The organism is Desulfococcus multivorans (assembly GCF_001854245.1).
In the GTDB taxonomy this organism is placed as follows: domain Bacteria; phylum Desulfobacterota; class Desulfobacteria; order Desulfobacterales; family Desulfococcaceae; genus Desulfococcus; species Desulfococcus multivorans.
In genome coordinates, this window is sequence record NZ_CP015381.1 from 3,745,888 (window position 1) to 3,767,855 (window position 21,968).

Here is a 21,968-nt window from a genome sequence, read left to right on the forward strand (position 1 = left end):
GGCAAAGACGCACCATGACTGAAAGCCCCCATTTGTCCCAGGAAACCGAAGAGACCGTCGACCTGACGGAGTACCTGAACGTCCTCAAGAAGTACCGCGGCCTGATCCTCCTTGTGATGATCCTGGTCGCGGCCGCGACCACCCTTTTCACGCTCCGGATGCGCCCGGTCTACGAGGCGGCCGCCACCATCGTCATCGACAACGAAAAGACGCCCCTGCCCTTTGGCAACGACATGGGCGGTTACGGGAGCTATATCTCCCAGGAGGTCATGTTCAAGACCCACAAGCAGCTTCTCACCTCTCGGCCGGTCATCGAGAAGGTGATCCAGGATCTCCGGCTCGACCAGGTTCAGGAGGACCTCGAGATCGGCTCCATCAGGGCACTGTTATCCCGCTACAAAAAAAACCTGATGCTGCTCTTCCGGGAGGAGCGGATCCCCACCCCCGAGGAGACCCGTCTGGCCCTCATCAAAACGGTCCTCGACAAGATCACCGTGACCGAGATCCGGGACACCCGCCTCCTCCGAATCGGAGTGCGGGACTACGATCCCGAAGCAGCGGCGCGGATGGCCAACGCCCTGGCCCAGGCCTACATCACCTTCAACCTGGCCAACCGCCTCGAATACTCCCAGAACACCATGGCGTGGATGACGGAACAGCTTTACGACGTCCAGAAGAAGCTGGAGGACGCCGAGGCCGAGTTCCTGGCCTACAAACAGAAGACCAGGCTCTTCTCCGTGGAAGGACGCCAGGGCATGATCACCAACAAGATGAACGAGTTCAACGACGCCTATCTCCAGACGCGCAACCAGCGGCTGGAGCTGGAAGCCAAGCTGGGCGAGCTGCGGCGCATCGGCGGCACCTCCAACCGGCGGAACATCGTCCACATCCGCTCCCTCATTGAAAACGCGGTGATCGACAACCTCTACAACCAGCTCATCGAGGCCGAGGTGGCCTATTCCCGGGCCGCCAAGATCTACAAGGGCAAGCATCCCAAGCTGACCCAGATCCAGACCCAGATCGACAACACCCGGGCCAAGCTCAACGGCGAGATCCAGAAGGAGCTGCAGAGCATGAAGGCCCAGCAGGCCGTGCTGGCCGCCCGGGAGGAGGTCATCCAGAAGACCATCGGGGACTTCGAGAGCGAGGCCATGGAAACCAACAAGAAGGAGCTGGAGTACACCATGCTGGAACGGAGCGTCGAAACCCAGCAGCAGATGCACGACATCCTCCTGGCCAAGCTGAAGGAGACCAACATCAGCAGCAACGTGGACGTCTCCAACATCCGGATCACCGAGTCGGCCGTGGCCGTCAACAGCCCGGTCAAGCCCCAAAAGGCCCGGAACATCCTCCTCGGCGTCATCGTCGGCCTGATGGCGGGTATCGGTCTCGCCTTCCTCCGGGAATACCTCGACCAGTCCCTGAGAACGGAGGAGGACGTCCAACGCTACCTCGGCCTCCCCGTCCTCTCCATCGTCCCCCTCGCGGGAAAGAAGTAATCCGGGCCAAGGCCCGGATTACGAGGCTGAAGACTGAAGACTGAAGGCTGAAGGAAAAGCGGGCCCGAAAACCGGCCCCACAATCACATAAAACCCTAAAACCTTAAAACCCTAAAACCCTAAAACCTTAAAACCCTAAAACCCTAAAACCTTAACCACTTTCAAAACAACCGATTCCCCTATGCCCAAAAAAAATAACGCCAAAGACAAAAAAGAGAGATCCTACGGCCGCGTCCTTCTCAACGGCGACAACCAGAAATCCCGGTTTGCCGAGGCCTATCGGACCCTGCGGACGAACCTCCATTTCTCCTTCATGGACCGGAACTTCAAGGCCCTGGTGGTGACCAGCGCCGGCGAGTCGGAGGGCAAGACCGTCACCGCCTACAACCTGGGGCATGCCCTGTCCCAGACCGGAAAATCGGTCCTCCTGGTGGACGCGGACCTCCGGAAGCCCCTGTTGAGCCGAATCACCCCCCTCAACGGTGACGGGCCCGCGGCCAATCCCTCGGGATTCACCGGGCTTCTGGCCAACGCCTTCAACACACCGGTGGCCGAAGGCCGGCTGGAGGAGATCGGCATCCACGATCTCTTCAAGATCCTGGCGGTCCAACGCCGGACCGGCGTCCTCCGCGCGGAGACCCCGGAGAATACTGTCGAGGTCATCTTCTCCCAGGGCTTGCCTTCAGCCGTCACCTGGGAAAACCGCCCGGAGGAGAAGAAGCTGGCGAACGTTCTGGTCAAAAACGGCGTGCTCTCGGAGGAAAACGCCCGGATCGCTTTCCGCCAAAAGGCGGACACGGGACATAAGCTGGGGTTCATCCTCTCCCGCATGGGATTGTGCCGGGAGACCGATCTCAAGGGCACCCTCTTCATCCACCTCACCGAATCCCTGAGGGTGCTGATGGGGATGCAATCCGGGGCCTTCACCTTCACCGACCGCCCCGCCGGCTTTTTTCAGCGGGCCCAGTTCGATATCGTCGACCTGAAGGAGGTGCTGGACCAGATGAAAAACGACGACGAACAATACCCGTACCTCAACGGCCTCATCGACGCGAACATCCAGGCCACGCACCAACCGGGTCTTTTTCTGCTGTCGTCGGGCGTCATTCCGCCCAACCCCTCCGAGCTCCTCTCGTCGCCCCAGGTCGATTTCCTCATGACGCTCCTGACCCGAAAATTCGACACGATCATCATCGACACCCCCCCCATACTGCCGGCCACCGACGCCCTCCTCCTCGCTCCCCGGACCGACGGGGTCGTCCTGATCGTCAAGGCCGGGCACATGCGGCGCAACCTGGTTCAGAAGTGCGTGGACCAGATCCGCCTCAGCCAGGCCAACCTCGTGGGCGTGGTGCTCAACCAGGTGGACGTCCGCAAGGAGGGCTACTACAACTACTACAACAAATACTACACCGGCTACTACGGAAAATCGTGAACTCAGCGGCGACACCCCCCCAACAGGGCACCCGGCTTGCCGCGGTCGCTCTCGTCATCTGCCTGGCCGTCGGCGGAACGGCTGTTCTGGCCGCCCGCCTGACAGCCCAGTTGCACCGGCTCCGGGGGGAGCGCTTCCTGCTTTCCGAGGCCCACCCCGAGGCGGCCGCCGCCTTTGCCGCCGCGCTCGGACGCCTTTCCAGGGACGCCGATCTCCACCGGCTCCTGGGCAGGGCCCGGTTCCGGCAGGCCACCGCACCGCCGGAGGACCCCCAGGCCTCACCCGACCCCGGCCCCCTGCTGATCAAGGCCAGGGACGCCTTCCTCGAAGCGGCCCGGCTCAACCCCCTCGACGCCCAGAGCTTCTTCGGGGCCGCCGAATGCGAAGCCCTGCTGGCCCAGGCCTTCCGCGCCGAACACCCCTACGCCCCCGACATCCCATACGACCCCCGCCCCTATTTCGAGGCGGCGGTCCGGCTTCGGCCCAACGGCATCACCTATGCCTACGCCCTGATCCGATACCTGGCCTGGCTCCCGGACCCCGAGGCCCTGAGCAGGGCAGTCCGAGACCTGGCCGCGGTCTATCCCCCCATCCACGCGCGCCTGAAAAAAGAGGCCTTCTGGTCGCAGTCTCTCCGGGAGGCGTGTTTACAGGGGCTCACGACGGCCGCGAAAAACCGGGTCCTGCCCCGGGAAACCCACGCGGCCCTGTCGACGTTCATGGCCGAAGAAGGGCGCTGGTCCGAAGCCGTGACCCACTACCAAGCAGCCATGGCCGTAGGACCGTCCCAGAACACCTCCACCCACCAGTATCATCTGGGATCCCTCCATCTCGGCGCCGGGGAGCCCGGAGCAGCCCGGGACGCCTTTCTGGAGGGGCTCCGCCAGAGCCGGGACCGGGAGCGCGATCTGAACCGGATCCTCGGGTATTACCGCCGGGAAAAGAATCCGGCCGGGTTCGTCGCGTTCTTTCGCACGGCCGCGGCCCAAACCGCCCTTCCCCCGGAGGCCGACATGATCCTCGCCCAGGCCCTGATTTCCACGGAGCGATATGACGCGGCCCGGGAGGTCCTGTCGACCCTGATCCGGCAGAAGCCCATGGCCCGGGCCTATTACTGGCTGGCCAGGACGGCCGAGGCCCAACAGGACTGGGACGCCATGGAACTGGCGGCCCAGAAAGCCACCATCCTTGAGCCCGAAAACAGCCGCTACCACGCCCTCTTCGCCCAGGTGCTGACCCGCCTCAAAAAATACGACCGCGCCAAACAGGCCCGCGCCCTGGCCAAGCACTACAGCCACCGCCCCTGACACGGAGGACGGAGGTCGGAGGGCAGAGGTCGGAGGTCCCAACATTCAAAATTCAACATTCAAAATTCAACATTCAAAATTCAACATTCTTACCCCCTGCCCGACAACCAGCCCCTTCAGCCTTCAGCCTTCAGTCTTCAGCCTTTAATCTAAAAAATCCTCGAAATCCCCTCCTCTTTCAGTGTATGAACAACGAGAGAGGATCGCCCATGAAAACCTATCGGATTTCCGACTTGCTGGATCTGTCCGCCGTTCAAAAGATGGCGGAAGCCCATTATCGCGCTACAGGCATGCCGGTCGGCATTGTGGATGCCCTTGACGACGCGATTCTGGTCAGTACGGCCTGGCAGGATATCTGCAGCAAATTTCACCGGGTCCACCCGGAGGCGCTGAAAAAATGTCAGGCCAGCGAAAAATACATCAAAGAACATCTTGTCGAAAGCGGGGCCTGTCGGTATAAATGCCAAAACGGCCTCTGGAATATCGCTTTACCGATCTCAGTTGCGGAACGGCATCTGGCCACGCTGTTTCTGGGACAATTTTTTTACGAAGGGGAAATCGCCGAGCGGGAGATCTTTATCCGCCAGGCTCGGGAATTCGGGTTCGACCTCGACGACTATCTTGCGGCCCTCGATCGGGTCCGGATTCTCACGAACCAGGAGGTCGACAATATCATCGAATACAACAAGGGGCTGGTGGCCTTTATCACGGACATCGCGGAGCGGTCGCTCGCGAAGCTGGAAGCGGACGAAGCTGTTTTAAAACAGCAGTATTTTCTTCAGAAGGCACAGGAGATCGGACAGATCGCCACCTTTGAGCTGGACCTGAAAACCTGTGAAATGACCTGGACGGACGAGCTCTACAGGATTTTCGGGCTTCCCGTGGACATGCCGATCACCTATGAGAAGATTTTAAACTGCGTCCATCCCGACGACCGGAAATATGTCGAAATCTGTCCGGATGCGCCGTTCGCGGCGGAAATTCTGAATATTGAATATCGGATAGTGGTCGACGGCAGTTTAAAATGGATCAAAAGAAAAGCCGAATTCAAGCTGGATGAAAAAGATGAGATCACGGGCGTGATCGGCGTGGTTCAGGACATAACGGAGCGCAAGCTGACCGAGGAGGCCCTGGCGGAGAGCGGCAAGCGGCTGCGCCTGTCACTGGCCGGTTCCGGCGCGAGCTTCTGGGAATGGCGGCCTGAAAACAACTATATCTATTTTGACGATTACTGGTGGAAAATGATGGGGTATGCTCCCGGCAATCGGATTTTTAATTTCGAGGTCTTGAAAAAAAGCGTTCATCCCGACAGCAAACCGCTTTTTAAAAAAACGCTCCAGAAGTATATCGAAGGCAGCATCCCGCGATATGAAATGGAATACCGGATCAAAACCCCGGCCGGTGAATGGAAATGGATCTGGGTTGCCGGTGAATGCATGGAATGGGATAAAAACAAAAGGCCGCTTCGGTTTATCGGCATCCAAAGGGACATCACGCCAAAAAAGCAGGCCGAGGAAGAAATCCGCAGCCTGAATGAAACACTCGAAGAGCGCGTCGCCAGACGTACGGCGGAGCTCGAGGAACGCCGGCGCCAGATCCAGCGGCTTGCGCTGGAACTGAGCGAGGTTGAAAATCGGGAACGGCAGCACATCGCAACCATTCTGCACGACGATTTCCAGCAGGAGTTGGCCTACATCAAGATTGAAGTCAGCCTCATGGCCAGAGACAACGCCGACAGAAAAGTGGGCCAAAAGCTGAGCTACCTGGAAAGCCTCATCGGGGAATGCATTGAAAAGTCGCGCAATCTCTCCTATGAACTCAACCCGCCGGGCCTGAGGCGCGGGGGATTGCCGATGGCCCTGGAAATTCTCGGCCAGGATATGGAGGATAATTACGGCCTCAAGGTCAGGGTCCGAACCCGGGACGGCCTCGAACCCATTTCACTGACCCATGCCTCTGTCCTGCACCGCTCCGCCAGAGAGCTGCTTTTCAATGTGGTCAAACATGCCGGGACAACGTCGGCGTTCATGGATGTCGGATGCCGGAACGGAATGATTTATATCCGGGTAAAGGATTTCGGCAGGGGATTTGACTATGATGCCGTCAGATCCAGAGAGGGGCGGGGCGTGGGTTTCGGTCTGTATCAACTTACGGAGCGCATCACTTTTCTGGGAGGAACCGTGAATATCCGGACCGGTCCGGGAAAAGGGTGCTGCGTTGTGCTGAAGGTACCCAGAGATGGAAATGTTTAAATTCGACAGGCCGGTGATCCGCGCCCTCCTCTTCGTCCTGCTCGTCTTCACCCCCCTGGCCCGCGCCGGCGTGAAGCCCTGGGCCGTGACGGTGATGGAGATGATCGTTCTCGTTGCCGCGGCGCTGTGGGTGTCGGGCCGGATCCTGGATCCGATCCTGAATCCAATCATGGATCCAATCATAGATCCAATCATAGATCCAATCATAGATCCGGCCGGGGGCCGATTCAAAACCCCCCTGGACCGCCCCCTGGCCGCGGCCGTCGCCCTGGCCTTCATCTCCGCCCTCTTCTCGGAGAACCCCATTGCCGGTCTCTGGGCCGTGGCCGAGTTCATCACCTATATCGCCGTCTTCCACCTGACGGTCCACACCCTCCGCACCCGGGCCCAGGTCAAGGCCCTCGTGGGGCTCCTTGCGGGCATGGGCGCCCTGCTCTGTGTGTTCGGCCTGTTCAAACACTGGGGAATGAACCCCTTTCCCTGGTGGGACTACGCCGATATCGGCCGATACAACGTGCGGCTCTCCGCCACCTTCGGCAGCCCGGACCATTTCGCGGGCTACCTGGAGATGGTCGCGGCCCTGACCCTGGGGTATCTTTTCACCGGGGTCGGCATGGAGAGGCGGATGCTCCTGACGTCGCTCCTGGTGCTCTTCCTCGCGGCCCTCATCCTCACCCTCTCCCGGGGCGGGTGGATCGGGCTGGGCGCCGGTCTCTTTTTCATGATGGGAGTCCTGCTCACCCAGGAGCGGTTCGGAAAATACCGGTGGAGCGCCGCCGTAGGCCTGGGCGTCCTGGTCCTCATGCTCATCCTCCTCTCCTCCACCCCGGCGGTGGAGCGGGTGCTGACCCTCCGGGACGGCGAGGCGGCCCTCGGGGGCCGGCTGACGGCCTGGCAGGGCGTTCTGGCCATGATCGCCCAGAATCCGCTTCTGGGCACCGGCCCCGGCACCTTTGCCGACGCCTTCACCCAGTACCAGCCGCCGGGGCTCAGTCGTCAGTTCACCATGGCCCACAACGACTACCTCCACTTCATCGCCGAGACGGGCCTGCCCATGGCCCTGGTCATGGCGTGGATCCTGGTCGCGGTCTACCGGACCGGCCTCGAAAAGATGCGCCACCCCAGCCGGCTGGTCCGGGGGACCACCCTGGGGGCCCTGGCCGGCATCACCGCCATGGCGGTCCACAGCGCCGGGGACTTCAACCTCCACATCCCGGCCAACGCCCTCCTCTTCACGGTCCTGGGGGCCGTGGTCTGCTCCCGCACCCCCTCGGCCCTGCCCGAAAGCCCGGGCTTCAGGAGCGGGGATTCGGTGTCGTCTTCCACGCCCATCCCCCTGAATCGCACATGACCGGGAGTGACATCCCCCATGGACGGATGGAACGGATTGCCGTTGATTCGCGTTCGCAATCCGTGTAATCTGTATCATCCGCGCCGTCCGCATCGTCCGCGGATCAACCGAGAGGAAGCCATAGCCATGCAATTCATCGATTTGAAAGCCCAGCAGTCCCGCATCCGCGACCGGATCGAAGCCAACATCCGAACGGTCCTCGACCACGGGCAGTACGTTATGGGGCCGGAGATCGCCGAGCTGGAGCGGCGCCTGGCCGCGGCCGCGGGGGTCCGGCACGCCACGGCCTGCGCCTCGGGCACCGACGCCCTCCTGATGATCCTGATGGCCCGGGGCATCGGCCCGGGGGACGCCGTCTTCACCACCCCCTTCACCTTCATCGCCACCGCCGAGGTCATCCGGCTGCTGGGGGCGACCCCGGTCTTTGTGGACATCGACCCCGCCACCTTCAACATCGACCCGGACAGGCTCGACGCGGCCATATCAGGCTTCGATGCGAAGGCCGCCGGCCTCACGCCCCGGGCCGTCATCCCCGTCGATCTCTTCGGCCTGCCCGCCGACTACGACGCCGTGAACGCCGTGGCCCGAAAGCACAAGCTCTTCGTCCTGGAGGACGCGGCCCAGTCCTTCGGCGCGACCTACCGGGGCCGGAAAGCCTGCGCCCTGGGGGACGCGGCCGCCACCTCCTTCTTCCCGGCCAAGCCCCTGGGGGGATACGGCGACGGCGGCATGTGCTTCACCGACGACGACGATATGGCCGAGGCCCTGGTCTCCATCCGGGTCCACGGCATGGGCGCCGACAAGTACGACAACATCCGGATCGGCATCAACGGCCGCATGGACACCCTCCAGGCCGCCGTGCTCCTGGCCAAGTTCGAGATCTTCCCCGAGGAGCTGACCCGCCGCCGGGCCGTGGCCGACCGCTACACCGAAGCCCTCGAGGGCGTCGGGGTCCCGCGCGTGCCGGAGGACTGCCGATCAGCCTGGGCCCAGTACTCGATCCTGGCCGAAAACGCCGGGCACCGCGAGGCGATCCAGGACCGCCTCGCCGCCGCCGGCATCCCCTTCGCCGTCTACTACCCCATCCCCCTCCACCGCCAGACCGCCTTCAGAACCCTGGGCTACCGGGAGGGGGATTTCCCCGTAACCGAAGACTGCGCCGCCCGCATCCTGAGCCTCCCCATGCATCCGTATCTGGAGCCGGGGGATCAGGAGCGGGTTATAGGGGGGGTGAATGGGGGTTAGGGTGTTAAGGTGTTATGGTTTTAGGTGATTATGGGGTCATCGGCATGCTGACCGACGCTTTGAAAAGCGACCGCGTCGACCTGGTGATCCTGAACACGGCTCCGCTGCCGCTGCAAATTCGCGTCCTGAAAAAGAACCGGCTCCTTGTCGACAACGCACCATACATCCGGCATGCATTTGAATCCAGGACCATTGCCGTGTATATCGACTTCGCGCGATTCGAAGCCCGGCTTCTCGAAAGACGATTTTCCCTGAACCCTTGAACCGACGACTCTCAAACAGGTGAACTTATGTTTGACAAGACATTGATTCGGAATGAAGCATTCAACTTCCGGCATTCACATGCCGGTGCCGGAGGACGGAAGCCAGCGGTCGGAACGTCCGATGCCATAACACCATAACACCCTAAAGCCCTAACACCCTAAAACCATAATCACTTAACCACTCTTTTTATGATATATATTTATTGTTGGATCAACAATGAAACCGGAAGCACCAAACCGATCTGGGGGTGAACGATGAGATGGAAATCCGTTCTTTTGGCATTATGCTGCCTGGCGCTGGTTGTCTCGGAGGTGTTCGCGGAGACGCCTTCGGCCGGGACGATGGAGTTGAATGTCCTGAAAACCATCCAGTTGGAGGCGACGCCCGTTGACGTGGCCATCACCCCTGACGGGCGGCGGCTGTTCGTGCTGACCGACCAGGGGGAGATTCACGTCTATGCGTCGGCCACGGAAATCGAGAGCAGGATCCCCGTGGGGAAACACATCAACCGGATGAAGGCGGGCCCCGGGGGATCCACCCTCATCCTCGGCAGCAGCGACAGAAAGACGGTGGAGATCGTCGGCGTCGACTTCATCCGGAACATCGACATTTCCGGGGCGCCGTTCAAGGGGCCTGAGAATGCCCCGGTGGTGATCACTGTTTTCGACGAGTTCCAGTGCCCCCACTGCGCCGCCCTGGTACCGGTGCTCGACCAGGTGGTCGAAAAAAACCCCAAGACCGTCAAAGTCGCCTTCAAGCACTTCCCCATCACCGGCCACAAATTCGCCCGAAAAGCGGCTATTGCCGCAATTGCCGCGGGCGAACAGGGTAAATTCTGGGAGCTCCACGACCTGCTGTTCAAGAATTACAACCGGCTCGACGACAAACTCATCGATGAGCTCGCCCTCGGACTCGACCTGGACCGGGAAGCCTATGAGAAGAAGCTGAAGGACCCCGCCCTCGAGCAGCGGATCGACCAGGACATCCGGGACGGGCAAAAGGCCGGGGTCAGGGGAACGCCCACCATCTTCGTCAACGGCCGCCTCCTGAGGGACCGCCGCATCGAGGGATTCCAGGCCGCCATCGACAAGGAATTGAAAAGCAGGGAATAAAGGCTGAAGACTGAAGACTAAAGGCTGAAGGCTGAAGGAAAACAGGGCCCTTAATTATAAGTGGGGTCGGGCCAAGAGAATCTACCGGAATCACATGAAATACATGCCATAACAAGCCCGAATATCGCCTTAGACGGTTATTTTGAGGGTCAAAAATGCCCGTCTAAGGAAAAACCCGTCGACGCCGATGCCGACCGGATGGCTTAAACGCGCATTTTTGCACCCAAAACCAGCCGTTTAAGCCCTGAAAACGCCTGTTTTTGGATCAATAATTTATGAATTTCGGATACTTGTCTTGGCCCGACCCCAGTTTTAAGCATAGGCCCGTTCCAGTCCGGCGAGGTCAAACTTCTTCATCTTGAGAAATGCCTGGGTGACGCGGGCCTTTTGCGCCGCCGTGCCGTTTCGCAACATTTCATCCAGGGCGGCGGGCACGATCTGCCACGAAATGCCGTATCTGTCCTTGAGCCACCCGCACTGTTCGGCTTCGGGCACTGCGGAGAGTCGTTCCCAGTAGTAATCAATTTCTTCCTGGTCCCGGCAGGACACCATGAAAGAGACGGCTTCGTTGAAACCAAAACGATGCTCGCGGGCGCTGTCCATTGCCGCAAACCAGGAGCCCTCGAGCATGAAGTCGGCAAACATGATCGTGCCGGGCTCGTCCGGCGCCTGTCCCGGGCCGTAGCGGACCAGGTTTCCGGGTCTGGAATGCCTGAAGACCGACAGGTAAAAGCGCATGGCCGCCTCTGCATTGCCGCAGTTTTTGCCTACGAAGAGCAGATTCGGCACGATCGGGGGCCGCGGATCCCCGTCGGGACAGGTCAGCATCACCTGCCACGACAGGCCGTATCGATCCTGAATCCAGCCGTATCGCCGGCTGAACGGGTACTCGTCAATGGGCATGAGCACCGTGCCGTCTTCGGACAGATTTTCCCAAACCTCATCCAGTTTCCTTCTCGCATCCTTTTCCGGCGACGGCGACGGCTTGAAGAATAACGGGTCGAAATTGACGATGAACGACACCGACGGGTTGAATTTGAACAGCGGCCCGGCACTGAAGGCGACGAACCGATGCCCCCACAACACAAAGGAGACGACGTCGCAATCACCGGCGGGGGTGTCATGAAGGGTCATGATATCCGTAACGGCTGCGTCGGGGAAAACCGAAGCGTAAAAACCGGCAGCCGCCTTGGCGGTATTGTCGAACCACAGGTGTGGTATGATTTTCTGTTGAAGCGTTGCCATTGTATTCCTCCTCGAGATAAAAGAGGCTGAAGACGTGTCCACCTCAACAGACTATAAGTATGAATCGGGGACGGACCAAGCGGAGGCTGAAGACTGAAGGCTGAAGGCTGAAGGAAGAGAGGGCCCAGGCCCTCTCCCTTAATCCCTTAATCCCTTAATCCCTTAATCCCTTAATCCCTTAATCCCTTAATCCCTTAATCCCTTAATCCCTTAATCCCTTAATCCCTTAACCACTTAACCACTTAACCACTGATACCACATCCCCCCCATCACGGATTATTGTCCAGATAGGTCGTGGTCGTGTTGTCGTTCAGGGTCGTGATGAGGGTCACGCCGGCATTGGGATCGGCATTCTGGTAATGGGCGAAGAACTGCCGGTAGATCTTCCGGGCGACGGCCTTGCCGGAGGCGTCCGTGGGAATGTCGACCAACAGCGGCATGGTGTTGGGATAGACCGCGGGAAAGGGATAGGTTTCTCCGGGACCGATCCAGTCGCACCAGGGCCCCCGCGTTGATTCGTTCCCCTTGCTGTCCACAAAACTGACGGCGTACCTCACCTGGTAGTTCTCCACCCAGTTTTCAGACGCGCCGTAGGTTCCGCCCCAGAGCTCCCAGTCGGGATGGATCCAGGGGGCGGTCTGGGGGAAGTAGAGGTCCTCGCCGTCAACAGCCTTCATCTGGAACTGCCGGCTGTAGTCATTGGCGTAGAAGGCGGATATCGACGCGAAAAACAGCTGATCCTCGGGGATCCCCGCGGCATTCACGTCGATCTCGAAGCTCCCGTCCATGGCCCCCTTCCGGATGACGATCCGGTCGGTCCTGGGAACGGCGTGGGCGGTGTCGGTGGAGGCAATATTCCCGACGAGGATGTCCGCCTTGGCCGGCGACTTCAGGACCACATTCCCCTTGATCGTCCCGCCAAGGGGCCCGACAAGGGCCGGATACTGGCTGAAGGTTATGGCGGCGACCTCGATGGGCACGACGGCGCCCAGGTCGAGGGAGAAGGTATCGGAATAGTTGACGGGCCGCGTATACCACTGCCCCTTATTCAGGCAGCAGGTGGTGCCCATGTCGGTTCCGCAGTAGGTGTTCACGAGATGCTGGCTATTCTGGACGGAGATGGCGGCGACCTGATTCTTGACGACCCCGGTCCGCCACACCACCGAGCCGTGGTACTGGGTCTGCATGAGCGACTGATCGTTGGGCCGTTTCGGCTTGCCGCACCAGGTGTAGAACCAGTCCTTGGTGTCATAGTCCGCGTCCGAGGTCGGGGCGGCGGGGTTCTGGGAATGGAGATCCCAGTGCATGTAGTTGCCCGAACTGTTGCAGGAAATCCCCCAGTCCGTCAGCGTGTAGGAGGTGGTGTTGCTGTGGGTGTAGCTTCCCAGGATGCCCTGGGCCTGGTTGAAGCCCACCGAAAAGGTCGAATTCGCGGAGTAGGTGGTCACCGGGTTGGGGGACGTGGGGTCGTTGTTCACCCAGATCCAGAAGTAATCGAATGGATTGACCGTTGTGGTGAGTCGGTCTTGGAACCACCCGAACTCATTGCACTTGTCCATGTCGCTCGAGGTGGCTATGAAGGTGCTCCCCGAGCTGTTGGGGTTGCCCTGGGCGTCGACCTGGAGGAGCAGGAACTGCTGGTTCCCCGTGGGGTTGCCGCCGTTGTCCAGAAAGAGGGTGAAGGTGTAGTTGACGTTTTGGGCGCCCCCCTGGGTCCGGCCGTCATCCACGTCGTGCCTGCCGGACCAGTTCTGCATCCAGCCCGCGAGGATGCTGTAGTACCACTTGCAGTTGATCAGCCCGTCCGGGATGGGCGGATCGGCCGTGGCGGAGACCAGCGGTGCCGGGGTCTCTTCCCGGGATTCCCGCAGCGTTTTCAGGAGATGATCGGCATAGCGCAGGTGGGTTTCCGGGGTGAGTTCGACGTCCGGGTCATAGGGAATCTCGAAGATACGGAAAACGGGCGTGTTCCCCTCCCGAAATCGTTTGAAAAGATACGCGGTCGATCCGCCGTCGTTCACCATCCCCAAATGGGATGTCAGGGCGTTCTGTTTGTGGTCTTCCGAGACGTTGAAGACGAGGGCCCACTTGCCCTCCCGCAGTGCCTGCCACAGGAGCCGGTTTCCGGCGAGTTCCCCGGCGGAATGGGCGTTTGCATCCAGGACCGCCGCATGGTAGCCGCCCAGGGGCTGGGACCCGTCGAACTGATCCACGATCCCGCGATGGCGGAGGAGATCGAAGGTGGGATGCGCCACCGCCCGATCGATGAGGATCTTCAGGCGCTCCACCGTAACCGCCACGGTTTTGGGCTCGCTTTTCGCCTTGTGGTCGTCCACCACCAGCTTCACGACATAGGTGCCCGGCATGTCCGGCACGAAGCTGGGCGTGACCGAGGACGGATCGGAAAGGGCCGCCTTGCTCTTTTTGGGAGCGGTGACGATGGACCATTGGTAGGCCAGGGGGTCTTCGTCCTCATCGCCGGACCCGCCGCCGTCGAGGATCACCGTCTCCTTCACGAAGGCATCCTGATTCGGGCCGGCGTCCGCCACCGGCGCACGGTTTTTCGAGCAGTCCACTTGAAACCTGAGGGTCTGCCGATAGGTCTTGCCCTTCGGCCCGACCACCTCGGCGCGGAAGACGTTCATCCGGGGTCCGTTCACGCTCGCCTTGAGGCCGTCCCCGGCCGAGATCACGCCCTGGGCCACGTCGCTCTCGATGTAATGGAAGAGCGCGCCCACGGGCTTCCCGTTCATCCAGGCGTAAAAGGTCTTCCGGTCCTCGTCGGCGGTGAAATTGAACTGGATGGTGATCCACACGTTGGACGTCTCGAGGACCTGCATCTCCTCCGGCTCGACGATGTCGAGGGGTGACCCGATCGCCCCCCATGCCGACGCCGCAGGGAAAACGATGATGAACAAAATGACCATTCCCCACCACTGCATGCTTCTTTTCATAACATCCTCCTGTCATCGGTTACGGTAAGCATCCCGGCCTTTGGGGCCGCTTTTGAGGCTTGATTCAACGCTCGGGGTTCATTCAGGCTGAAGGCTGAAGACTGAAGGCTGAAGGAGGGCTTCTGCGGCAAATACAGCCCTATCCCCTGTCCGCCTTCAGCCTTAGAGGGGCAATTTTGACCCCAAAAATGCCCCTCTAAGGCAATATTCGGGCCGATTTTGAAGCGATTTTCTTGTAATGCCGGCACATTACCTTGGCCCGACCCCAGTCACCCAGTCAATACCCGTCTTCGCGGTAGTTGCATTGGCTGTTTTCGCAGGACGGCACCGCCGTCGAGGTGTCGATCTGGGCGTAGGGGTCGCCGACGATGATGGGATCGCCGTTCTCGTCGTATTGTTGATTCCCATCCTCGTCCACCGCGTATTTCCAGTATTTCGGCGGGTTCAGGTCGTCATACTGCCTGCCGACGGCCTGGAAGGTGAAATCCGAAACATCCGCCTGATACGGTTTTATCCTGGCCCTGGGGCCGCCCTCCTGGAACACCCGCAGCACCATGAGGTCGAAGGAGAGGATGACGTCCCTCCCCCACACGATGTCCGGGTTATGCGCCTCGATGCTGGTCCTGGCGCATGCCGCCATGTCGTCGGCCACCGGGAAGTGCGTGGCCACCGTGAGCTGCGGACGGGGATCGATCCGGCTGAGCAGATAGCCGAAGGCACCCTGGGGCGTATGGGAGCTGTTCTGCACCATCTTGGCGAAATCGACGGCATTCGAAAAGCCGTCATACGTAGGCCAATCCGGTTCCGGGGGCTGATACAGGCCGATATTCTTGAAGGCCCACACCTCCGCCGGCGGGTTCATTTCATGGATGAACACATTCACGCCCGCAGCCTGCCGGATGCTGTGGTATTCGGGTTTGGTGTCGCCCGTGTAGATCATCGACAGGCCGTTCCACTCGAGCTTGTAGCCCATGGCGCCCTTCCGCGTGTGGATCACCGGGAAATGGGTGATCTTCACGCCGGTTTTCGGGTTGTGATAGGCGACGTTGTCCCCCGCCGCCCTCCCGTACTTCCGCCAGTCCAGTTCGATGGGGATCACGGCATAGCCGTCGGCGGGATCGTCGTCCCCCACCGGCCTGGGGTCGCAGGGCAGGCCCCAGCTTTCCCGGGTGAAGGGCGCGTAGCTTTCATAACTGGTGGAGATGAAGCTCTGGCTCTCGGAGTGCCAGCGGCAGGCTTCCCTCAGATTGCTGCAGAAGGCTCGGACCCCGTCGTCGTAAAGGCGGCGCGGGGGCCTCGGGCTTTTCACCCCCGAGGGGGCGGCCCCCCAGACGACGAGGGGGGACTTGCGGTCCGCCACGGCGCCAAAGCAATAGATGTGAACCAGGTCGCTGATGTGGTCGCCGTGGAGATGGGTCAGGAAGATCTTGTCCATCCTCCCCAGAGAGATCCCCATGGCGTTGTAATTGGCGCACACCCCCGAGCCGCAGTCGAACACGAACTGGTCCGGCGCCGTTCCGGGGCCGGGCCCCACCTCGACGAAGATGCTCATCATCTGCTGCGCCCGGCGAAGCTGGTTGGGGATGTTCGAGCCCAGGAACGTGATCCGCATTTCGTTCTCTTCGGGAAGCCTGTAGGTTTCCGGTATCCCGTTGTAAGGGTCCCCCTGGGTCGGCTTCCACTTGGGCAGGTGATCGAAATAGGTGTACTGCTGGGTCTCGTCATACTCCGGCGGGTAGTCGCAGCTCCCCGTGAGGCAGGTGTCCGGGTCGCAGTCGTCGGTTGTCGGCTCGGAAACCTTCCTCCCCGCGAAGGCGCTCACGGCGCCGCCCATGGTCAGCCCGCCCAGGGCCAGCCCCGATGTCTTCAATGCCTCCCGCCGCGTATATCCCTTGTGCACGCTTTTCACGTCATCCGTCATGATCGATTCTCCTCTCCTCTTTAGATTTGGGGGTCAATTGGGTCAATTCAATTGGGCAATTGGGGTCGGGCCAAGACAATCTTCCGGAATCACATCAAATAAATGCCATAAAAAGCCCGAATATCGCCTTAGACGGGCATTTTGAGGGTCAATATTGCCCATCTAAGGAAAAAACCGTCGCCCCCGACGCCCCCCGAATGGCTTAAACGCGCATTTTTGCATCCAAAAACAGTTGTTTAAGCCATGAAAACGCCTGTTTTTGGATTGATTATTTATGAATTCCAAGCACTTGACTTGGCCCGACCCCACTCCCCCAAGGCTGCATAAAAAAAAGCCGGGTCACCCTTGGGCAACCCGGCTGTCTGTTCAGACCCGTGGCTTTCCGTCCCTGTCTCACGGCAGGTTTGGCATTATCAATGGATGAAATGATCCCGGTGGGCTCAAAAAACAAAACGCCCCGAACCGGATCCTGGGAGCCGGTACGGAGCGTTCAGAAGCATCTTCTGGAGGGTCGCTTTCCGGTGCGTCATTTCGCCATCCCTTTTAAGGATAGAGGTCCACACGCTTCAAGCAGAAATCGCTTATGGGGTTAACATATAATTTTCAGCTCATTTTCTCATAGCAGAAAAATGAAGTTTTGCAAATAAAATTTTTGAGGCTAAAGACTGAAGACCGAAGACCATAAGGGTGCGCCGGTAATCACATAACCACATAAAACCTTAACTAATAAGTGGGGTCGGGCGAAGAGAATCTCCCGGAATCACATGAAATACATGCCATAAAAAGCCCGAATATCGCCTTAGACGGGCATTTTGAGGGTCAAAAATGCCCGTCTAAGGAAAAATCCGTCGACCCCGATGCCGACCGGATGGCTTAAACGCGCATTTTTGAACCCAAAACCAGCCGTTTAAGCCCTGAAAACGCCTGTTTTTGGATCAATAATTTATGAATTTCGGATACTTGACTTGGCCCGACCCCTACACCCATCTGACTTAAAATGTAGTCGATCTCGTCCAGAATATGACGGATGTACTCATGCGGCGATAGGGACACGCTCAACCTCCTTCAGAATATGGGGCCCGATGTATGGACTGAGCGCCTCAGGCGTAATCAGCTCGACCTTGCGGCCCAATATTTTTTCAAGCAGAAACGCGACCTCCATAAAATTATCGAAGGTGTGCCGGTCGGGCATGAATTCCACAAGAATATCGATGTCACTCATCGGGGTCTGATCGCCTCGGACAAATGAACCGAATAACCCTATATTTTTAACACCATATAAGGAAAGCTGCTTTTGTTCATCCAAAATGCGCTGAAATATGATCTCCTTGGTGATCATCGTACATCCTTTCATGAACTGCCGTCCATCCATCCCGCTTGTTCTGCATGACATGTTTTGGGGTGTGAAATCAATAGGGTGCTTTGGTTGTCAGTGGGGTCAGGCCAAGACAATATTCCGGAATCACATCAAATACATTCCATACAAAGCCCGAATATCGCCTTAGACGGGCATTTTGAGGGTCAAAAATGCCCGTCTAAGGAAAAATCCGTCGACCCGATGCCGACCGAATGGCTTAAACGCGCATTTTTGCACCCGAAAACAGCCGTTTAAGCCCTGAAAACGCCTGTTTTTGGATCAATAAGTTATGAATTTCGGATACTTGACTTGGCCCGACCCCAGTTTGAAATCGCGGTCAACTCGCCGGCACGATGGAGACGGGCCAGTGTTTTGGCATCCCGGGTGTCGTTTTTGATCCGATCACCGCTTTTCTTAGGGATCATTGAAGGGGCCGCCACCATGCAGCTGAATCCTTTGCCGGTCAAATGACGATGGATGCCGTAACCGCAGGGACCTGCTTCGTAGACAAAGTGCAGCTCGCTTGCAGTGGAAACCATTTTACGACAGAATTTATCCAATGCCTCAAAATCGTTGTTGATCGCGCCGTAGACCCGGACCGGATCCCGGGAACCCTCTTCAGCGATAGCAATGGTGATCGAATTTTTGTGGACATCCATGCCGATAAATTTTACAGTGTTCATGACCTGCCTCCTTGGTTGTGGCTCTGTGTTAGGGCGTTGATACCTTATACATAACCCACGTTTGCAAGGAAGGCAGGTCTTTTTTTTGGGTAACCACAATATATTCCATCCGAGGATATCAGCAGAGATTCATCATGGGCGAGAATGGGTCACCAAAACTCGTCGGAGCCCATGATGAATCTCTGCGGGTTGCGCAGATCCGGACGTTCCGGAAACTCGGATGGTAACTGTCAATCATTATGTCTAACACCCTAACACCGCCCCGAAGGGGCCAACCCGACCCCCTTTCGGGGATCGGGCGCTTCGGGTTAAGCGACGGCCGGGGCCAGGGCGGTCATGGCCGCGGCGTCACCGCCGTGGCTCGCCAGGAAATCGACGATGGTGTCCACCACGTCGACGGGGTCCTGGGCCTCCAGGGTGGTCCGCACCGCTTCGGTCTCCTTGTAGAAGATGAAGAGGGCGTCCCTGGGGCTGCCGTTCCGGGTGTCGACCTTGCCGTCGTCGTCCTTGGGGCGTCCCTTGAAGACGACCGGGCCGAGGCCCACGGGGTTCTCCTCGGTCTTGATGCGGGCGTCCGCCGCCAGGGTCCAGCCGAGATCGTCGGCGCCGTTTTCCAGAAGACCTGCCGCAATGAGAGAGTCCTGTTCCCAGGTGAGTGCTACGATAGCCATGATGTTTTCTCCTTTCCATGTTGTTGTGGGTTTATCGCCAACGGTCAACCGTTGTCTCTGTCATAGCAGGGCTGGGAAAAGGATGGGGCGAAGGGGGGGAAGGATGGGGTTTTGAATGGAAAAAGGGGTTAGGGTGTTAAGGTATTAAGGTGTTAGGGTGTTAGAGTTTTAGGTGATTAGCGTTTCAAACGATCCGGGGGTCGGTTCCAAAATTTACAAGAAAATGACGTTTTCTTAGAAGGGGGTTGGCGCACGAAGCAAAGCTTTGTATGCTAATCATATATTTTCGGATCTGGATGCGATGGATGGCGTAATAACATATTGGAATAGATTATAAAAAAAGATAAAAAAAATTGCCGATTGGCCTTGCTTCGGATTTAAAAACATTGTGTACAAAATATTTAGGTCTTGATTATCTCCTTCTCAACTATTAACATCAGGTAATTTTAACCCGAGAAAGTGGGCATTTGAAATGACCCGAAACGATCCGGAGATCCAGGCCATCGTGGCGGCCATTCGTCGGCTGTACCGCATTGTCTACCATGACGCCGTCCATGCAAGCCGCGGCCATGGCCTCACCAGCTCCCAGAGCGCGGCCTTGAGGATGCTCTTCAAGACCGGGCCGCTGTCGTCGGCCGAGCTGAGCCGCAGGCTCCACGTCACCCCCTCCAACATGACGGGCGTCATCGACCGGCTCGAGAAGAAGCGTCTCGTGGACCGGGTGCCGGACCGCGCCGATCGCAGGATCGCCCTCATCACGCTGACGGATGTGGGGCTGAAACTGGGGCGGGACCTTCCGGATCCCATCGAAAACAAGCTCGCCTCCAGGCTGGACAACCTGGACCCGGAGGAGATTCGGGAATACCGTCTCGCCATTGAAAGGATTCTCGACCTGATCGAAGAACCGGAAGGACGGAGCGCCCCGGCCGGCGACCCGTGACATCGCCATTCAATGATACCCCCATATAACCTTGTCAATTTATCGCAAAGGAGGCTTCATGTCGGTTTTGAAAACACTTGAGGAACTGTTCCTGAAAGGCGCCATATCCCGGCGGGAATTCATCTCCCGGGCCGCAGCCCTGGGGCTTATGGCCGCCGTTTCCCCTTCCCTGCTGCCGCGTCCGGCCGCAGCCGAAACGCCGAAAAAAGGCGGGCGTCTGCGGATGGGCCTCTCGGGGGGATCCACCACCGACTCGCTGGATCCGGCCGCCATCACCGATATCATGATGCAGCTCTTGATCTACGGCCAGCTGGCCAACAGTCTCGTGGAGATCGACCACGAGAACAAGCCGGTGCCCGAGCTGGCCGAAAGCTGGGAGGCCTCTCCGGACGCCAAGGCGTGGACCTTCAAACTGCGCAAGGGGGTGGAATTCCACAACGGAAAAACCATGGACGCCGACGACGTCGTCTACTCCATCAACCACCACCGGGGTGAAAAGAGCAAGTCCGCGGCCAAGGCCATCGTCAAGGCCATCACCGATATCCGGAAAGACGACAAGCACACCGTCACCTTCATCCTGGAGGACGGCAACGCCGACTTCCCGTACATCATGAGCGACTACCACCTCTGCATCGTGCCGGCGGGCGGCGACTTTACCGCGGGCATCTTCACCGGCGCCTATGTCCTGAAGAATTTCGAGCCGGGCGTCCGGGCCTTCGCCGTGCGCCATCCCAATTTTTTCAAATCGGACCGCGGCCACTTCGACGAGGTGGAGACCCTCGCCATCAGCGACGTCAACGCACGGACCAACGCGCTCAAAACCGGCCGGATCGACGTCATGAACCGCTGTGAACGAAAGACCGTCCGCCTCCTCGAGCGCACCCCCAACCTGCAGATTCTGCGGCAGGACGGGTTCAAGCACTACACCTTCGCCATGCAGTGCGATATGAAGCCCTACGACAACAACGACGTCCGGATGGCCCTCAAATACGCCGTCGACCGGGAGCAGATGGTCAAGACCATCCTTCGCGGGTACGGCACCGTGGGCAACGACCATCCCATCAGCAGCGCCAACCGCTTCCATGCCGGGGACCTCCCCCAGCGGCGGTACGATCCGGACAAGGCCCGGTTTCACCTGAAAAAATCCGGACTGAAGGATGCCAAATTCAGGCTCCACACCGCCGAGGCCGCCTTCGTGGGTGCGGTGGATGCAGGCGTCCTCTACCGGGAGCAGGCCGCCAAAGCCGGCATCGACATCGAGGTGGTGCGGGAGCCCAACGATGGATACTGGAGCAATGTCTGGATGAAGAAGGAGTGGTGCGCCGTTTTCTGGGGCGGGCGGGTCACCGAGGACATGATGCTGAGCACGGCCTACGCCGCCGGCGCGCCGTGGAACGACACCTCCTGGGACAACAAACGCTTCAACGCGCTTCTGGCAAGCGCCCGGGCGGAGCTGGACGAGCCCGCACGCCGGCGCATGTATGCCGAGATGCAGCAGATCATCCGGGATGACGGCGGCGTGGTGGTGCCCATGTTCGCCGCCGACCTCGCGGCCGCAACAGACCGGCTCGGCCACGGCAAGATGGCCGTCAACTGGGAGCTGGACGGCTTCCGAGGCCCGGAACGGTGGTGGTTCAAGTCCTGATCACGCCCCCTCCGGCACCCGGCGCCGCGGATACGGCATCATCCCCCGGCATTCACCCGGGGTGATGCCGCATCCGCGGCAACCATA

At 59.4% G+C, this 21,968-nt stretch carries 15 protein-coding genes, 1 pseudogene and 1 riboswitch; of the genes and pseudogenes, 10 read left to right on the forward strand and 6 right to left on the reverse strand.

Translation table 11 applies throughout. The features are described from left to right. Positions 1 to 14 precede the first annotated feature (14 nt). From dmul_RS16350 to dmul_RS16385, 8 genes are all read left to right on the forward strand, one after another. Complete coding sequence (locus tag dmul_RS16350) at positions 15 to 1,499, forward strand: GumC family protein (protein WP_020877895.1); 1,485 nt, start codon at positions 15 to 17, stop codon at positions 1,497 to 1,499. A 181-nt stretch (positions 1,500 to 1,680) separates the two neighbouring features. Further along, positions 1,681 to 2,934, forward strand: coding sequence for a CpsD/CapB family tyrosine-protein kinase (locus dmul_RS16355; RefSeq protein ID WP_020877896.1), 1,254 nt, complete (start codon positions 1,681 to 1,683; stop codon positions 2,932 to 2,934). Next, entirely contained in the window at positions 2,931 to 4,241 is a 1,311-nt protein-coding gene (locus tag dmul_RS16360) for a tetratricopeptide repeat protein (RefSeq protein WP_020877897.1), read from the forward strand. Before dmul_RS16355 ends, dmul_RS16360 begins: the two co-directional genes overlap by 4 nt. A gap of 209 nt (positions 4,242 to 4,450) precedes the next feature. Further along, positions 4,451 to 6,493 carry a PocR ligand-binding domain-containing protein gene (locus dmul_RS16365; protein WP_020877898.1) on the forward strand — a complete coding sequence of 681 codons (2,043 nt, stop codon included), beginning with the start codon at positions 4,451 to 4,453 and terminating at the stop codon, positions 6,491 to 6,493. Next, positions 6,480 to 7,844, forward strand: a complete 1,365-nt coding sequence (locus dmul_RS16370) for an O-antigen ligase family protein (RefSeq protein WP_020877899.1) — start codon at positions 6,480 to 6,482, stop codon at positions 7,842 to 7,844. The genes dmul_RS16365 and dmul_RS16370 overlap by 14 nt, the downstream gene beginning before the upstream one ends. A 126-nt stretch (positions 7,845 to 7,970) precedes the next feature. Further along, positions 7,971 to 9,089 carry a DegT/DnrJ/EryC1/StrS family aminotransferase gene (locus dmul_RS16375; RefSeq protein ID WP_020877900.1) on the forward strand — a complete coding sequence of 373 codons (1,119 nt, stop codon included), beginning with the start codon at positions 7,971 to 7,973 and terminating at the stop codon, positions 9,087 to 9,089. 14 nt (positions 9,090 to 9,103) lie between these two features. Further along, on the forward strand, positions 9,104 to 9,352 hold the full coding sequence (locus dmul_RS16380; RefSeq protein WP_020877901.1) for a nucleotidyltransferase domain-containing protein: 249 nt from the start codon (positions 9,104 to 9,106) through the stop codon (positions 9,350 to 9,352). Between the two features lie 255 nt (positions 9,353 to 9,607). Continuing rightward, positions 9,608 to 10,465, forward strand: coding sequence for a DsbA family protein (locus dmul_RS16385; protein ID WP_020877902.1), 858 nt, complete (start codon positions 9,608 to 9,610; stop codon positions 10,463 to 10,465). Between the two features lie 312 nt (positions 10,466 to 10,777). Here the strand turns inward: dmul_RS16385 and dmul_RS16390 are convergent, their stop codons facing one another. The 6 genes and pseudogenes from dmul_RS16390 to dmul_RS16420 all read right to left on the reverse strand — a co-directional run bounded on the left by dmul_RS16390 (position 10,778) and on the right by dmul_RS16420 (position 19,296). After that, positions 10,778 to 11,710: a VOC family protein gene (locus dmul_RS16390; RefSeq protein WP_020877903.1), complete on the reverse strand. Its 933-nt coding sequence runs from the start codon at positions 11,708 to 11,710 to the stop codon at positions 10,778 to 10,780. A gap of 269 nt (positions 11,711 to 11,979) precedes the next feature. After that, positions 11,980 to 14,664, reverse strand: coding sequence for a PKD domain-containing protein (locus tag dmul_RS16395; protein ID WP_020877904.1), 2,685 nt, complete (start codon positions 14,662 to 14,664; stop codon positions 11,980 to 11,982). Between the two features lie 277 nt (positions 14,665 to 14,941). After that, positions 14,942 to 16,585, reverse strand: coding sequence for an MBL fold metallo-hydrolase (locus dmul_RS16400; protein ID WP_020877905.1), 1,644 nt, complete (start codon positions 16,583 to 16,585; stop codon positions 14,942 to 14,944). Positions 16,586 to 16,930: 345 nt separating this feature from the next. After that, a riboswitch (cyclic di-GMP riboswitch) is annotated at positions 16,931 to 17,004 on the reverse strand. Positions 17,005 to 17,618: 614 nt separating this feature from the next. After that, positions 17,619 to 17,924, reverse strand: coding sequence for a nucleotidyltransferase family protein (locus tag dmul_RS16410; RefSeq protein WP_020877906.1), 306 nt, complete (start codon positions 17,922 to 17,924; stop codon positions 17,619 to 17,621). Between the two features lie 347 nt (positions 17,925 to 18,271). Next, positions 18,272 to 18,625 (reverse strand): annotated as a pseudogene (locus dmul_RS16415) (IS110 family transposase); the annotation flags it as partial. Positions 18,626 to 18,933: 308 nt separating this feature from the next. Continuing rightward, positions 18,934 to 19,296: a hypothetical protein gene (locus dmul_RS16420; protein WP_020878588.1), complete on the reverse strand. Its 363-nt coding sequence runs from the start codon at positions 19,294 to 19,296 to the stop codon at positions 18,934 to 18,936. A 472-nt stretch (positions 19,297 to 19,768) separates the two neighbouring features. Here dmul_RS16420 and dmul_RS16425 point away from each other — a divergent pair, with 472 nt between their 5' ends. Both dmul_RS16425 and dmul_RS16430 read left to right on the forward strand, forming a co-directional pair. Beyond that, on the forward strand, positions 19,769 to 20,236 hold the full coding sequence (locus dmul_RS16425; RefSeq protein WP_020878587.1) for a MarR family winged helix-turn-helix transcriptional regulator: 468 nt from the start codon (positions 19,769 to 19,771) through the stop codon (positions 20,234 to 20,236). A 58-nt stretch (positions 20,237 to 20,294) separates the two neighbouring features. Beyond that, entirely contained in the window at positions 20,295 to 21,881 is a 1,587-nt protein-coding gene (locus dmul_RS16430; RefSeq protein WP_020878586.1) for an ABC transporter substrate-binding protein, read from the forward strand. Positions 21,882 to 21,968: the final 87 nt, after the last annotated feature.

Excerpts from the sequence above, each read along its gene's own strand:
- dmul_RS16430 (WP_020878586.1), top strand. The coding sequence starts at position 20,295 with ATGTCGGTTTTGAAAACACTTGAGGAACTGTTCCTGAAAGGCGCCATA.
- dmul_RS16390 (WP_020877903.1), bottom strand. The coding sequence starts at position 11,710 with ATGGCAACGCTTCAACAGAAAATCATACCACACCTGTGGTTCGACAAT.
- dmul_RS16395 (WP_020877904.1), bottom strand. The coding sequence starts at position 14,664 with ATGAAAAGAAGCATGCAGTGGTGGGGAATGGTCATTTTGTTCATCATC.
- dmul_RS16375 (WP_020877900.1), top strand. The coding sequence starts at position 7,971 with ATGCAATTCATCGATTTGAAAGCCCAGCAGTCCCGCATCCGCGACCGG.
- dmul_RS16370 (WP_020877899.1), top strand. The coding sequence starts at position 6,480 with ATGGAAATGTTTAAATTCGACAGGCCGGTGATCCGCGCCCTCCTCTTC.
- dmul_RS16385 (WP_020877902.1), top strand. The coding sequence starts at position 9,608 with ATGAGATGGAAATCCGTTCTTTTGGCATTATGCTGCCTGGCGCTGGTT.
- dmul_RS16400 (WP_020877905.1), bottom strand. The coding sequence starts at position 16,585 with ATGACGGATGACGTGAAAAGCGTGCACAAGGGATATACGCGGCGGGAG.
- dmul_RS16425 (WP_020878587.1), top strand. The coding sequence starts at position 19,769 with ATGACCCGAAACGATCCGGAGATCCAGGCCATCGTGGCGGCCATTCGT.
- dmul_RS16365 (WP_020877898.1), top strand. The coding sequence starts at position 4,451 with ATGAAAACCTATCGGATTTCCGACTTGCTGGATCTGTCCGCCGTTCAA.
- dmul_RS16380 (WP_020877901.1), top strand. The coding sequence starts at position 9,104 with ATGGTTTTAGGTGATTATGGGGTCATCGGCATGCTGACCGACGCTTTG.
- dmul_RS16355 (WP_020877896.1), top strand. The coding sequence starts at position 1,681 with ATGCCCAAAAAAAATAACGCCAAAGACAAAAAAGAGAGATCCTACGGC.
- dmul_RS16420 (WP_020878588.1), bottom strand. The coding sequence starts at position 19,296 with ATGGCTATCGTAGCACTCACCTGGGAACAGGACTCTCTCATTGCGGCA.
- dmul_RS16410 (WP_020877906.1), bottom strand. The coding sequence starts at position 17,924 with ATGATCACCAAGGAGATCATATTTCAGCGCATTTTGGATGAACAAAAG.
- dmul_RS16350 (WP_020877895.1), top strand. The coding sequence starts at position 15 with ATGACTGAAAGCCCCCATTTGTCCCAGGAAACCGAAGAGACCGTCGAC.